A 14,207-nucleotide genomic window follows, 5' to 3' on the forward strand; every position below is an offset into this window, starting at 1 on the left:
CTGGATCGTTACCTCAAGCAACTGGATGACGTCGACAAAGATGACACCATTCCCGCAGCACGCGTGGACAACCTGGAAGAGAAGATAACCGCGGTCCCAATGGAGCGGTTACTTTAGAAAGATTGCTCGAGGCGACGATAGACGTTGACGACTACGTCGATCTCGAGGCCCTTCGGAAGCTAGAGGAAAAGACTCCGTTCGACCGCCCTGCACTCGAAGTCCCTGCGGTACGACCGAAGCAACTGACCCTTCCGTCCGAACCGAAGTTTGTCGAACCCGAGAAACCGACGGGGTTCTTTGGGAAGAAGCGAAAGCTGGCTGAGGCCCAGGAAAAAGCCACGCAAGCAGATGAAGCGCGCAAGGCGCAGTGGACGGAGAAAGTCACTGCTCTGCAATCGAAGCATGAGCACGACATGATCGCCTATGAGGCTGCGGAGGCCGATCGCATCGAAGCCCTCGCAAAGGAGAAGGCCAGATTTCAGGAAGACCTCCAACTGCACAATCAGTCCATAGATCAGTTCATCTCCAACCTGTCGTACGGCGATGCTGCGGCCGTCCAGGAGTACATCTCGTTAGTCGTCGAGAACTCCATATATCCCGTAACCGCTCCGTTGTGGCCGCCTGCCTGATTTCCGGATGATTTGCTAAGACACGTGTTTAACGACGTCGTTAGCGACGTGTCTTATGTGGGGTCGGCGAACACAGCAGCCCAACCGGGGCTACGGTCATGCGGCGCGAGCCAGGCCAGTCCTTGTCCAGCCAGACCACCAGAGACCCGCGCTTGCGCAGCGCGGCAGTGTAGCTGGATCAGTTCGTCGTGCGATAGCGGGCGGGTGATGGCTTGCTCATGCTGCCCGTCTAACCGCTTGGATTCACGATGTGAATCCTCTCCGGTCAGAGTTGTGCAACAACGTCGCTCATGAACGGGCATCCGCAGGCCGCCACGTGCAAAGAAACGCGACTTATCGCCAACTCTTCTGCAAAACCCGAACTGGCCCAATCGCAATTAATCAGGCGCCGTCTTGGGCTGTAACACTGCCGCTTTAAAATCCTGAACCGCATGTAAGAATTTAATTTGCAAGCCGCGAGAACATGTTGAAAATGTTGTTAAGCGAGCATGTGCTGTAGGGACGTCGGGGAGGTCCCTATGCGGTGATTGGCCAATTGGACGGATGGGTGTTTGTCTTCATGAATTCGGACCCAGAAATTTCGCTCAAGATGATGCAGGTGAATCTTGAGGCGGCCATGATTGATCCTGCCCGACGCAATCAGCTTATGAAATTTTTGGATTATCCGCCACTGGCGAAAGTCGATAACGCGAACGTCGCTGCGGATCGTACTGGTATTGTATTCTTGATCGACCCTTCTGGTGTGGTCGTCAGTCAAAATGCCGAAGCAGTGATATTGTTGGGCATGACCTTGGGCACATCCATCGCTGAAATCGCATGGTCACCCGAAACGGCGCGCATCTTCTTGGGCCAGATTGCACAAAGCGATGCCCCACTACTGTTGTCAGTTTCTAAACTGGATGGCGAGGCGGCTTTTCTTGTGGGGATGCGCCAGGAACACGCTGGAAACATTGTTCTTTACGAAGTCCTGCGCGCGATCAACCCCCAAATCATTTGGGGCCTTGCCCAGGGGATCGGGCTGAACCAGTCAGAACTCAATACGCTTCAGGGCGTCATGGCTGGAAAGTCTGCCGAAGAGATTGCAACGGAACTTGATCGCAAACTCAGCACTGTCCGCCAGTTGATCAAAGCGATCATGGCGAAAATGGGCGTTCACACGCAACAGCAACTGATATCGATCGTCTATTCGATGGCTCTTATGGCGGCGCGCAATCGACCTTTTGCCCAAATGGATCAAAACCAGGATGGAACGACGATTGTCGCACAAGGTTCTTCGCTGCATAGTGGAGCTTTGGGAAAGGTAGGCTTGCATCGGTTCGGCTTACAAAATGGGATACCCGTCCTCTTTTTTCACGGTGCGATTTTCGGCATCGCTGGTCATGACGTCACCCGTAATGCTGCGGAAATTCTTGGCCTTGATGTCATTGCACCGGAACGGCCCGGTTATGGAAATACACCGCTTGGCAAAGGTGAAGACCCCGTTGCACTTGCCTGCAATCAGGCGTTGGAAATCTTAGATGAACTGGCCATCTCGCGTGTGGTCGTGCTCGGCCATGATATCGGGACGTTGTATGCCTTGCAGTTTGCGACCCGCTACAGCAATCGTGTCGCAGCCGTCGTGACCGCGCCGACAACACCCCCGATGCAAAGCTGGTCGCAGACCGCAGACATGCCCACCCGCCACCGCGTGAATGCATGGGCGGCGCAGAATATGCCGCAGATTATGGACAAAATTGTCAGCCTTGGCTTGTCTCAGATCGCCCGTAAGGGTGTAGATGCGATGCCCAAGCTGATATTTGACGGATGTATATTCGATCAGGAGATGTTGCGACGACCAGAGATGTCGCAGGCGCTCCAAGAGTCGTTTTCGCTGGCTTGGGCGCAGGAGGGTGCTGGATTTCGGATGGATATGCACCTGACAAATCTGGATTGGCAGGCCGATGTGACACGGGTGTCGGTGCCTGTTTTGTGCCTTCATGGTGAGCAGAGTCAAACGGTTTCGCGCAGGTCCGTGGCGCAATTGGCTTCGGATCTTCCGCAAGGGCGTTTTCAACCGGTCGCAGATGCAGGCCATAGCATGCCGCTCAGCCATACTGCCTATATTTTACGCCAAGTGCTTACCATGGCGCGTGATTTTGGGCTGCGCGAGGTCGGATTCGATGTGATCCCCGCCAAAGCCATCAAACCTGAAAAATAACTACCATTTGGTAGTTTTGCCAACCTGCGCGTTTGTTTACCTAATGCTTTGAAGAAGGCGAGGGATTCAAAGATGGCCCACTTTTCTGCTTCAACGTCGCTGACGCTTATGCGAAAGACGGCGCCATTCTTAGCGTTTAGGGTGGCGGTCTATTTTTGCATTGCGGCCGCCTATGTTATTGCGACTGGCACCGGGGCTGGCATCGGATATGGCATTGGCGGTTTTTGGGATAACGAAACCCATCTTAGTGCTGCATTCTATGGCGGCGCTGCGGGGCTGGGTCTGACCGGCGCCGTTCTTTATTTCTTTCGTGAATATATCCTTTATATCGTGAAGGCGGGCCATATCGCCGTGATGGTGGAATTATTGCAGGACCGGACAATTCCGGATGGCAAGGGGCAGATTGCCTATACGCGCCAGATGGTGACTGAGCGGTTCGGCTCTGCCAATATTCTGTTTGGCATCGACCAGCTGGTCAAAGGCGTTATCACAGCCGTCACGGGTTTGCTCGAGGGGTTGTTTTCGTTTCTGCCAATTCCAGGGCTCGATAGGCTTATGGCGATTGCGCGCGCATACCTTAAGGTTGCGGTGGGTTTGCTCGACGAGGTGATGCTGGCCCCTTGTTTTCAGACTCGCGCAGAAAACCCCTATGACGCGTCACGCACCGCACTGGTGCTTTATGCGCAAAACGCCAAACCGCTGCTTTACAGCGCCGCTTGGGTCACAGCTTGGGGATGGGTTTTGTCGATCATCGTCTTTGTGGTGATGCTGGTGCCAGCGGGTGCCGTTGTTTACCTGATGCCGGGGCAAATGTCGTCTGGGGCCTTTGTTTTCGCTATTTTGTTTGCATGGGCCACCAAGGTCGCACTGATCGAACCCTTTGCAATCGCTTGCATGATGCAAGCCTATTTCAAAGTGACGGAGGGCCAAATACGCAATCCCGAATGGGAGGCAAAGCTGGATCGTGTATCTGGAAAATTCAAAACATTGTCGTCCAAGGCCGCGCAGTTCGCTGGCTTTGGTGGGGGCAAGTCCATGAAAGAAGCTGCAGTATGAACCGTATCCCTCGCAGGCTTCTGGCCGCCTTCCTTGTGTCGGTCCTGACGGCCTCGGTTCACGCCGAAACCATCCCTGTGTTTACTCCCGGTGATGAGGGCAGGCCCTTTGTTGATGCCTTTGGCTCGGGGCTTTATTCGGCCAAATGTATCGACGGCGCGGGTTGCACCTGTGCAGCCATGCCCATCACGCGCGATGAATTGGCGGTGGTCCTGGGGCTTGAGAGTGTCGCGGCGGATGTCCTTGGTCTTTGGGACAGCCCGGCGACGGACAGCACGCTGACCGATGAGGGCCCGGAGCAAATCCATGCGCGTTTTGGTGGCACAGGGTATTGCCCGCAAACGCCTTTAGAGCCGGTGGATGGCCAATGGCGTGATGGCAAACCATTCAATATCGCCGTGCACTGTGGGCCGGGAACCGCGATGTTTCGACAGGTTCTGGCTGATCAGAAACTGATTACCGCGCGGCTGGTTTGGAACGGCACCTTTTCGGGCGACACGATCCAAACGGCGTTTATGGCCGCCGATCCGGATCCCGAGAATACGCCACATACCTTTGAAAACCTGACGCTGGTCGAAACCCTTGGTGTGGCCGCGATCACGACCGAGGGCGGCACGATGACCTCGCATGGGCGGATGCGGCTTTTGATGCCAAAGCTGTTTTCCGTGCATTGGGACGTGCAGTCCATGACCGAAATGGGCCCCTGCAACTGGTCCACAGATCAACTTGTGACGTGGGTGGGTGAATGACGATGGGTCGATTTTTCAGAACTTTGGCCGCTTTTGCGGTTTGTGCGAGTCCGGTGCTGGCAGATGGGCCACGCACGATCATCGTGATGGATGGGTCGGGGTCGATGTGGGGGCAGATCGACGGCCGCGCCAAGCTTGAAATCGCGCGGGACACCGTGGCAGATGTGCTTGGGCAGCTTTCTGCGGATCAATCGATTGGGCTGATGGCCTATGGTCACCGCCGCAAGGGCGATTGCAACGATATCGAACTGATGGTCGCGCCGGCTTCGGGCACGGCGGCTGATATAGTCAATCGCGTGAATACCATGCGCTTTTTGGGCAAAACACCTTTGTCAGAAGCTGTGCGCCAAGCCGCAGAGGCGTTGAACTATGGTGAAGAGGCCGCCAACGTCGTGCTGGTCACAGACGGTTTGGAAACCTGCGAGGCGGATCCTTGCGCCTTGGGTCGCGAACTTGAGGCGGCTGGCTTAGATTTTACTGCCCATGTCATCGGTTTTGGTCTGACCCGCGAAGAAGGGACGCAAGTTGCCTGTCTGGCGGAAAATACCGGCGGCCGTTATATCGACGCCCGCAATGCCAGCGATCTTGTCGATGCGCTGACTGATACTATCGCGGCGACGGCCCTCCAACCTGACCCTGTCCCCGAAACGCCAACAGCACCTCTGGCCACTGCTGGTCTGGTCGCTGTGGATGAGGCCCCGCTGGGCAGCATGGTTGATGTGGCTTGGACAGTCAGTGATCCGGACCCATTTGACACCATCACCATCGGTCGCCTTGGTGACGACAGTTATATTTACTACGTCTACGCCTCGGGTAATCCGGTTGGCATACAAATGCCGGGCGAGGTCGGCAGCTATGAGTTGCGCTATGTCAGCAAGGACAATTTCATCGTCCACCGGCGGCCGATCACCGTGACCGAAGCGCCGCTTGCCCTGAATGCTCCGGATCAGGTGATCGCGGGCGGGATTATCCCGGTGCAGTGGCAGGGTCCCGATGCGCAGTATGACAACATTCGCATGCGGTTGCCCGGTGACGAAAGCTACATCAGCTATGAATATGTTTCGGGCCAGAACCCGGTGTTGTTGACCGCACCAGCTGAGCCCGGCACCTATGAACTTGTCTATATGCTGAACGACGCAAACCCGATCATTACGCGTCTGGTTGATGTTTTGCCCGTCGGCAGCACAGTCGCCCCGGTGCCAGCCAACCTGTCGGCACCCGAACAAACCGAGGCGGGTGAAGAGTTTATGGTCGGCTGGTCCGGCCCGGGATCAAGCCGCGACTATATCTATCTGCGATTATCCGGCGACAGCGGTTACATCAGCTATGGCTCCATCGCTGACGGCAATCCGGTCCTCATGGTCGCGCCGTCAGAGCCGGGGCAATATGAATTGGCCTATGTGATGGGCGATGTGGAAGTCTTGACCACAAGATCAATCGACGTGGTCGAGGTCGTCGCCGAAGAGGTCATCCCGCCAGCCCTTACAGCGCCCGCGTTGATCGCAGTCACCCTCGAGGCTGAAGGTGCAGCAGATCTTTTCGCCGTGCAATGGTCCGCCGTACCAACCGAAGATAACACTCTGGCGCGCGAGTTTGCTCCCGAAGCCATCGCCATGACCGACTACCAAATGGAGCCCGTCACGATCGAGGTTTTTGCGGGTGGCTATGACGTGCACGGCGACGCTGGCGATCAGGTCTTCGCCGGGCGTATCGACGTGGTTCCGGGAGGTGCTACAAAGTTTATCATCCCCTATGATACAGCCCTGAGCCCCGCTGGCGAAGATCCCGCCCCCGCAATGCCCGAAAGTGGTGATCCGCTGGCGATCAAGATCAACGGCCAATACAATCTCAACACCCAATGGCAGGCCACCCCGGCCAGTGGACAAGATAGCCTTGTCCTGGGAACCGATTTCCAAATGGGCGGCTGGGATACAGCACTTGATCCGGGGCGCTGGTTGATCGAAGGGTTTGCCGAGGGCGGCAAGGGGCATCTTTATGCTGCCGTGGTCGAGGTGGGTCACGATAGCCCCCGTGAAATGACGCTGCCGCGCACAGCGGGCGTATCGCAGACTCCGGTCAACCTGCCAACGGGTGATCCGGCCAAGGCGCATTGCGTGGGTGACGTCGCCTGTTATCACACCGATGTCGAAGGTGGCGTCAGTTACTTGCTCTTGCCGGAATGGGCGTCGGCACCTGCGTTCTTTTACGAGACCGCAGGTGGCGTTGTCGCGGATCAGCCCACGGTCACATTCTATACGGGCGTGCCTTTTGCTGTGGTGGCAGTACTGAACCCGCGCCAGTGGGATGCGTTATTGGGTCCGTGCAATGACACCCCGCTTGGACCGTTATGTGCGGTGTCGGATGTGGACCCTGCGGGCGTTGCTTTGCTGTTGGCGTCAATCACTGCGCCGATGCCTGAAGCAGTCGCCCCGGCTGCACGTCCACTTTCTGATGGCACCGCAATGACCGTCGATACGCCGGTCGACCTGCCTGCCGGACTTGACCCGGCAGAGTGGTTCGCCCCCGGCTTTTTGGAAAAGGAATAGCCATGCGCCCCCTTATTTATGCTCTCTTGCTGTCCATGACGGGCATGTTGTTCCAAAGCCGCGCGGCGACAGCCCAGTCATCGCAAGAGGTCACCTTTGTATCTTGCACGGATGGTGGTGGCTGTCGCTGCGCCCTGTCGGGGATGGATGCGTATTCGGTGGCGTCTTTGCTGAATAACCAGGACCCACCAGCCAACGCGGACCAGTTGATCATCCTCACAGATGGCTCTGAGACCAAGTGGTCAACATTAACACCCGATGCCGCTGACGCTGAATATGGCGGGGATGGTATCTGCCCGATCGAAGTGTTCGATCCTGTTCTACCCGAAGATGGCACATGGGTCGGTACGGTGCGCGCAACTGCGATCACGGGCTGCCCGGATCAAGTCGCAGCCATGGTGCCGGGCATGGTTTCAGGCATGGTGTTTTCGCGCCAAATAACGTGGGGTAATCGGTTTAATCCTACTCAGCTCAGCGAAACACCAAATTCTGGTGTCGTCACTTGGACCGAACTGACGCCAGTGCTTTATCGTGGTCGCCTGAATACGCCTGGGGATCAAGGTATTCTTGAGATTGATGGAAACCTAACGGCATCCTTGGTCGCCTCGGATAGAGCCACGGCAACGCTGCGCTTGCGGATCGGATCATCGGGCGCAAATGCCACAGTACTGGCCTCGCTCGGCATGGCAAACTGCCGCACCATCGCTGTATATGATTTTAGGAAAACCGGAACTTAAGCCCGCATTCCCCAAGTAACCCGCTGATTTCGCTGTTCTGACCATGGTATTTTCTATGTAATCATGGTGTTGATGGCTGTGAGGGACGGGTTTTATGGATCACCCAGAGGGTGCGGGCTTGCAGCGCGCAGACCGGGTGGATTTCGACCCTCGCGTGCGGCTCGAATTTCGCGGCACGCAGCTCAGCTCGGACGGCGGCCTTCTGGTGATGCGCGAGCTCGATGACGCGCTCGGGCTGTCCGATCTGGCGTCAGCGGCGCTGCGCGACACGCGACGCGGCAAGAACACGGTCCACCGTCTTGACGGGTTGTTCCGGCAATCGGTGTTCGGGCGGCTGGGCGGATACGAGGATGTGAACGACGCCGACCGGCTCGCCCTTGACCCGGTCATGCGTCAGGTCGTGGGTGGTCGAGCCGTCGATGCGCAAGCGGCCTCGGCATCGCAGATGGGGCGGTTCGAGACCGAGACCCTCGCCTGGCCCGAGAACCGGGCGGCGCTGGCCGACCTGAACGGCCAATGGATCGACCGGTTTCATGACCGCAACGGGCTGAAGTACATCGTGCTGGACATGGACAGCTCGGTCATCCCGACACATGGCGATCAGGAAGGTGCCGCCTGGAACGGGCATTTCGACTGCACCTGCTACCACCCGAACTTCCTGTTCAACCAGTTCGGCATGCTGGAACGCTGTGCCCTGCGCAATGGCAATGTCCACAGCGCTGACGGCTGGCGGGACGTCCTTGATCCGGCGATCGCCCGGTATGCCACGCGGGACATCCTTCGGTTCTTCTAGGCCGATGCAGCCTATGCGTTCCCCGCGATCTATGCGCGGCTGGAAGAAGCTGGTTACTTCTACGCCATCCGGCTGCCCGCCAATGCCGTGCTTCGCGACAAGATCGCGCATCGGTTGACCCGGCCCGTGGGGCGTCCATCGCTGACCAACGTCAAGCGGTTTTACGAGGATTTCCACTATCAGGCACAAAGCTCGGACGAGGAGCGCCGCGTCATCGCCAAGATCGAATGGCATCCGGGCGAACTTTTCCCCCGCGTGGGCTTCATCGTCACCAATCTGCCCATGGAGCCGGACTGGGCGGTGCGGTTCTATAACCAGCGCGGCACCGCCGAGCAGCATATCAAGGAAGCCAAGTACGCCTTCCGCTGGACCCGGCTGTCGTGCAAGCAGTTCGGCGACAACGAGGTGCGGCTGCAACTGCACGCGCTGGCCTGCAACCTGGCCACCTTCTTGCGCTGCATTGAGCTGCCTGAGGCTATGACGGACTGGTCACTGACGAGCCTTCAGCTGAAATTAATCAAGATCGGCGCCCGCGTGATGCGTCACGCCCGCGCCATCACCTTCCAACTCGCCGAGGTCGCGGTGACCGGCCCTATGCTCAGGGCCATCCTTGCCGCCATTCACCGATTGCGAGCGCCGCCGTCATGCGCGTAACCTCGAAATTGGCGAAAACCGAACAAACGCGGCGAGACAGCTCTGTCTGTCGTGCTGCAAAACGTGGCCGCATGACCAAGGTGACGCGCATTCGCGGTCCGATCCACCCACAATCGAGCTCTCTGGCGATCGCAGTCGAGGCTGGGAGGGCAAATCACTTGATCTCGCGGCAAGATTAGGAAAGGTAGACGTCAAGCGGTAGGCCACTTGGGGAATGTCGGTTAAGTTCTTTTGGGCACTGTCTGGGCAATGGATGGAAAAACGCCCTATCTAAGGACAGAATTTGCGCATCTTGCAGTTGCCAAAGTATCGGATTCGGGACATTTGTGCCACCGGACACCATACTAGTGCTAAACACATTTAGTTGGCCTTTTCGGGAAAGCAGAGCTGATTTTGGGGGAACGAGACCAGATGAATATCGCCAAGGGGGAATACCGCAAGGAATATGCAACAGAACAGGAAGCTTTCTGGGCAGGTAAATTCGGCGATGCATATATCGCGCGCAACCAAGGTGATGCGCTGCTTGCCTCAAACCTGAACTTCTTTTGCCGGGCCCTTCATGCGGTGCGTGACGCGACAAGCTGTATCGAGTTCGGGGCCAATATCGGGATGAACCTGAAGGCACTGAAAATGCTTCATCCGCAGATGCGACTTGAAGGGATCGAAATCAATGCAGAGGCCGCTGGACTTCTTGCGGGCAACATCGGACAGCAGCATGTCCATCATGCCTCGATCCTCGAGATCGACCTGAAGGACAGCTTTGATCTTGCTCTGATCAAGGGGGTGCTTATCCACATCAATCCCGATGCCTTGGCTACCGTCTACGATAAGCTAGTGGCGGCAACCTCGCGCTGGCTTCTGGTGGCGGAATATTATAACCCCTCTCCCGTTACTATCCCTTATCGCAGTCATAGCGAGAAACTGTTCAAACGGGATTTTGCTGGCGAGATCATGGATCGGCACCCGTCGATGAGACTGGTCGACTATGGCTTTGTCTATCGCCGAGATCCTAATTTCCCCCAGGACGACATCACATGGTTTCTTATGGAAAAACAGCCTTTGGTGGACTTCTGAGATGCTGACCTATTGCGCTAATTGCGTCATGCCCGACAGCAAGCCCGACCTACAACTGGATGCCCATGGCGTCTGCAATGCCTGCCGAGCCTACGAAGATCGCAAGGTCGTCGATTGGGGTGCGCGCTATCAGGACCTGCTGACAGTGCTTTAGAAGTACCGCAATCGAGATGGAAGCAATTGGGACTGCATCGTTCCGGTCAGTGGCGGCAAGGACAGCACATATCAGGTCGTGCGGATGCTTCAATTGGGGTTGAATCCGCTTTGCGTGACCTCCACCACCTGTGATCTTTCCGTGATCGGTCGGGCCAATATCGAAAACCTCAAGGGCCTTGGGGTAGACTACGTCGAAGTCTCGCCGAACCCACGGATCCGAGCAAAGCCGAACCGGATTGGCCTGAAGCAGGTGGGCGACATCTCGTGGCCGGAACATGTCGGGATATTCACGATCCCAGTGTGCGCCGCAGTCCAGTTCAATGTGCCGCTGATCGTCTGGGGCGAGAATTCGCAAAACGAATATGGCGGCCCTGCCGCCGCTGCAGGGAACAACATCCTCAACCGTCGCTGGCTGGAGGAATTTGGAGGACTTCTTGGTCTGCGCGTGACGGACCTCATCGGTCAGGAGGGGATCGAGGCAAAGCACCTGATACACTACACGTATCCGACGGATGAAGATCTGGCTCGTGTCGGCGTGACAGGGCTTTTTCTCGGGCATTACCTGCCTTGGGACGGGCTTTCCAATACATTGATTTCCACGGCAAACGGATTTACCAGTTATCATAAGTCCGTCGAAGGTTCGATGGTGAACTATGAGAATCTCGACAATAACCAGACAGGGATTCACGACTATTTCAAGTTCCTCAAATTTGGCTTTGGCCGGGCCACAGATCTTGCATGCCTGCATATCCGCCGCGGCAGGTTGAGCAGACAGGACGGGCTTGAGGCTGTCCGGCGAATGGACGGGCTCTTTCCTTGGGAATATCTGGGTAAGCCCTTGGCCGAGATCCTGGCACCGTTGGACATGACGGTGGACCAGTTTTCTACACTTTGCGATCGCTTTACCAATAAGAGGCTTTTTATGCGCGATGGTAATGGCGGTCTTCTGAAGGACAAGCGTGGAAATCTTTCCAAGATAAATTACGATAATCACTAAAAATGATAGATGTAGGGGTGATCGATTACGGCGTTGGTAACCTTGGCTCCATGCTTCGGGCGTTGGAGGAATTGGGCAGCAGCCCCATGCTGGTGACCTCGCCCGATGGTCTTGCTCAGGGCAGGCGGCTTATCCTGCCAGGTGTCGGAAACTTTACCGATTGCATGGCAAAGCTACGGGACGGGGGCTGGATACCGGCGCTGCACGGAGCCGTAACAGGGCACGGCGTACCTCTGCTTGGGGTTTGTGTGGGCATGCAGCTTCTAGCAGATCATGGGGATGAGGGAAGCGAGGATTCGCAAGGAACGCCGGGGCTTGGCTTTGTACCGGGCAGGGTGCAGCATCTGCGGACGCTTGGCAGCACAGAACGCATGCCACATGTCGGCTGGAATGCCATCCGCCGCACCGGATCGCCGACGCCGCTTCTTGCAGGGATTCCAGACGGGACGGATTTCTATTTCGTGCACAGCTATGCCTTTACGCCCCAGGACAAGGCTGATGAGATTGCATCCGCAACCTGTGGCATTCCCTTTGCCGCCGCCCTTCAACGGGACAATATCTGGGGAACCCAGTTTCACCCTGAAAAAAGCTCGCGCGCCGGTTTCCGGCTGCTAAAGAACTTTCTGACGGCTCCGCAATGTTGAAAACGCGGATCATCCCCACACTGCTTTGGAAAAACTTCGGCCTTGTCAAAGGCACGAACTTTGACAGCTGGAGGCGGGTCGGGCCAGTATTGCCAGCCATACGTGTCTACAATCAGCGCGAAGTAGATGAACTGATCTTGCTGGATATTTTGGCTCATCTTCCGGATCAGTATCCCGATTACGAGGCGGTCTCGGACTACGGTCAGGACTGTTTCATCCCATTGACCTTCGGCGGCGGCATCCGAGACAGTAGGCAGGTAGGGCACTTGCTGCGCGCCGGGGTTGACAAAGTCAGCATTAATTCGGCGGCCCATGACGATCCGTCGCTGATCGGTAAGATCGCAGAGACCTATGGCACACAATGTGTTGTGGTCAGCATCGATGCACGTCAGATCGGGTCCAAAGGCTGGCGCGCCTACAGCCATGCTGGGCAGCATGATACCGGGCGGGATGTCGTTGCTTGGGCGCAGGAGATGGAGGCGCGAGGCGCGGGGGAACTGCTGATAACCTCGATTGATCGGGACGGCACCTTTCAGGGCTATGACCTGCCACTTATCGAAGCCGTGGCTGCGGCTGTGTCAGTCCCGGTGATCGCTTCGGGCGGCGCGGGATCCTATCAGCATATGGTCGAGGCGGTACGACAGGCCGGGGCTTCGGCCGTGGCTGCGGCCAGCATCTTTCATTTCACTGAACTGACCCCGGCTGGCGCTAAGGCCGCGTTCGAGGCGGCTGGAATACCTGTCAGGCGCTCCTTCATCGACGCTGACTGAGTTGAAATAGTTGCAATACCAGACAAGGGCTTGGGACTGCGCGCCGAAGTTCATCCCAGAGAAATCGCCTTTGTTGCCAAGATATGGGACTTTTGATGCTTGTCGCGGCTCATGGCGCGCTACCTTGACCGCCAAGTCGCGGAGGTTTAGGTGCGCATCGAGGTCCTGAATGGCACACCGCTCTTGGCATTCCTGTCAGTAAAGGCTTTGGATAAATCCGCCTGGGGAACGGGGAGCCCCGTCCGTCAGCTGACTTGTGCAACACGTATAACCGCCCCTTGCGCAAGAGGTATTTTCAGAGCTGATTTTGGCGCGTCATCGGGTGCTGACATGTATCCGGCCTCGTGTGCGGCCACATACATGCCGCGGGCCCGTATGGTGTTCGAAGATCGGGTCCAGATCAAAGCCGCGGAGCTATGGGGTTCTGTCGCAAAGTTTTCGTGACTTGAGTGCCTTTTGCGTTGGCTTTACCTTTGAGGCTGGATGACGAGCGGCGGAGGTTGTGATGGTCGATTTTAAGGGAAGCCAATTTCCGAAGGATGGTATCCGTCCGGTTGTGCCGCTCTGACGACGGGATGGAGTGTCTGCTAGATGTCCATCATCGATAATGGACATCTTGTGGTGAGCGATGGCGGGGAAGAAGGGTCAGAAGCGGCGGTTCTGGTCGGATGGCGAGAAGCTGCTGATCTGCACGCAGGCGCGCGTACCAGGCGTTTCGGTTGCTCAGGTGGCGCGGCGCTTTGCGATGAACACCAACCTGATCCATACGTGGCTGCGCGATCCTCAATTTGCGCCAGTTGTTGAGGTGACAGAAGTCGCCGGGACGGAAGCTCCGACGTTTTTCCCGATCGAGATCACGGGCTGATCAACGACGCCTATGTCGAGGCATTCTTCGCCAGCTCCGGCTCGCCCTTTCACCGCGCAGCGCATTGATATCACGCCCTGTGATGGCCGACGCATTCTGGTGGAGGGGCCCACCGCACTGTCGTCTGTTCTGGCGATGGTCGAGGGGCTGGCGCAATGATCCCGGTTCCGAGCAATACGCGGGTTTGGCTGGCTCCCGGCGTCACGGACATTCGACGCGGTTTCAACACGCTGGCGTGAGCGTTTCGATCTCGCCTCTTGGCTGGCCTGGCCGCATGTTGTCGTTTCTGGCCGTGGTCAGATGCAGTCGCCGCTTGACGTGCAGCTCGCCGAAATGGGCC

The 14,207-nt window shown here is 57.1% G+C and carries 11 protein-coding genes and 4 pseudogenes; 14 read left to right on the top strand and 1 reads right to left on the bottom strand.

The annotated features are described in order from the left end of the window. The first annotated feature begins 122 nt into the window (after nt 1–122). Complete coding sequence (locus tag P775_RS23840; protein ID WP_099913329.1) at nt 123–629, top strand: hypothetical protein; 507 nt, start codon at nt 123–125, stop codon at nt 627–629. Nucleotides 630–691: 62 nt separating this feature from the next. Here P775_RS23840 and P775_RS23845 read toward each other — a convergent pair. Beyond that, a pseudogene (locus P775_RS23845) lies at nt 692–849 on the bottom strand (IS5/IS1182 family transposase); the annotation flags it as partial. Between the two features lie 327 nt (nt 850–1,176). On the opposite strand from P775_RS23845, the gene P775_RS23850 reads away from it, so the two are divergent. The 13 genes and pseudogenes from P775_RS23850 to P775_RS29235 all read left to right on the top strand — a co-directional run. Next, nucleotides 1,177–2,826, top strand: a complete 1,650-nt coding sequence (locus P775_RS23850; protein ID WP_143520983.1) for a bifunctional helix-turn-helix transcriptional regulator/alpha/beta hydrolase — start codon at nt 1,177–1,179, stop codon at nt 2,824–2,826. A gap of 72 nt (nt 2,827–2,898) precedes the next feature. After that, a complete protein-coding gene (locus P775_RS23855; RefSeq protein ID WP_099913331.1) occupies nt 2,899–3,882 on the top strand; it encodes a hypothetical protein in 984 nt (327 codons plus the stop codon). Further along, a complete protein-coding gene (locus P775_RS23860) occupies nt 3,879–4,631 on the top strand; it encodes a hypothetical protein (protein WP_099913332.1) in 753 nt (250 codons plus the stop codon). Before P775_RS23855 ends, P775_RS23860 begins: the two co-directional genes overlap by 4 nt. Nucleotides 4,632–4,633: 2 nt before the next feature. Further along, nucleotides 4,634–7,177 carry a VWA domain-containing protein gene (locus P775_RS23865; RefSeq protein WP_218967759.1) on the top strand — a complete coding sequence of 848 codons (2,544 nt, stop codon included), beginning with the start codon at nt 4,634–4,636 and terminating at the stop codon, nt 7,175–7,177. Nucleotides 7,178–7,179: 2 nt separating this feature from the next. Beyond that, a complete protein-coding gene (locus P775_RS23870) occupies nt 7,180–7,914 on the top strand; it encodes a hypothetical protein (RefSeq protein ID WP_099913334.1) in 735 nt (244 codons plus the stop codon). Between the two features lie 94 nt (nt 7,915–8,008). Then, a pseudogene (locus P775_RS23875) lies at nt 8,009–9,361 on the top strand (IS1380 family transposase). Between the two features lie 411 nt (nt 9,362–9,772). Further along, a complete protein-coding gene (locus P775_RS23880) occupies nt 9,773–10,435 on the top strand; it encodes a pseudaminic acid biosynthesis-associated methylase (protein WP_099913335.1) in 663 nt (220 codons plus the stop codon). A gap of 1 nt (nt 10,436) precedes the next feature. Further along, nucleotides 10,437–10,589: a hypothetical protein gene (locus P775_RS28645; RefSeq protein ID WP_218967760.1), complete on the top strand. Its 153-nt coding sequence runs from the start codon at nt 10,437–10,439 to the stop codon at nt 10,587–10,589. A gap of 12 nt (nt 10,590–10,601) precedes the next feature. Further along, nucleotides 10,602–11,588, top strand: a pseudogene (locus P775_RS23885) (N-acetyl sugar amidotransferase); the annotation flags it as partial. A 17-nt stretch (nt 11,589–11,605) separates the two neighbouring features. Continuing rightward, nucleotides 11,606–12,232, top strand: a complete 627-nt coding sequence (gene hisH, locus P775_RS23890; protein ID WP_218967761.1) for an imidazole glycerol phosphate synthase subunit HisH — start codon at nt 11,606–11,608, stop codon at nt 12,230–12,232. Beyond that, complete coding sequence (gene hisF, locus P775_RS23895; RefSeq protein ID WP_099913336.1) at nt 12,226–13,002, top strand: imidazole glycerol phosphate synthase subunit HisF; 777 nt, start codon at nt 12,226–12,228, stop codon at nt 13,000–13,002. Before hisH ends, hisF begins: the two co-directional genes overlap by 7 nt. Before the next feature lie 628 nt (nt 13,003–13,630). Further along, a complete protein-coding gene (locus P775_RS29230; RefSeq protein ID WP_245875839.1) occupies nt 13,631–13,867 on the top strand; it encodes a transposase in 237 nt (78 codons plus the stop codon). Between the two features lie 155 nt (nt 13,868–14,022). Then, a pseudogene (locus tag P775_RS29235) lies at nt 14,023–14,103 on the top strand (IS66 family insertion sequence element accessory protein TnpB); the annotation flags it as partial. Nucleotides 14,104–14,207 lie beyond the last annotated feature (104 nt).

Source organism: Puniceibacterium antarcticum, from assembly GCF_002760615.1.
GTDB lineage: Bacteria > Pseudomonadota > Alphaproteobacteria > Rhodobacterales > Rhodobacteraceae > Puniceibacterium > Puniceibacterium antarcticum.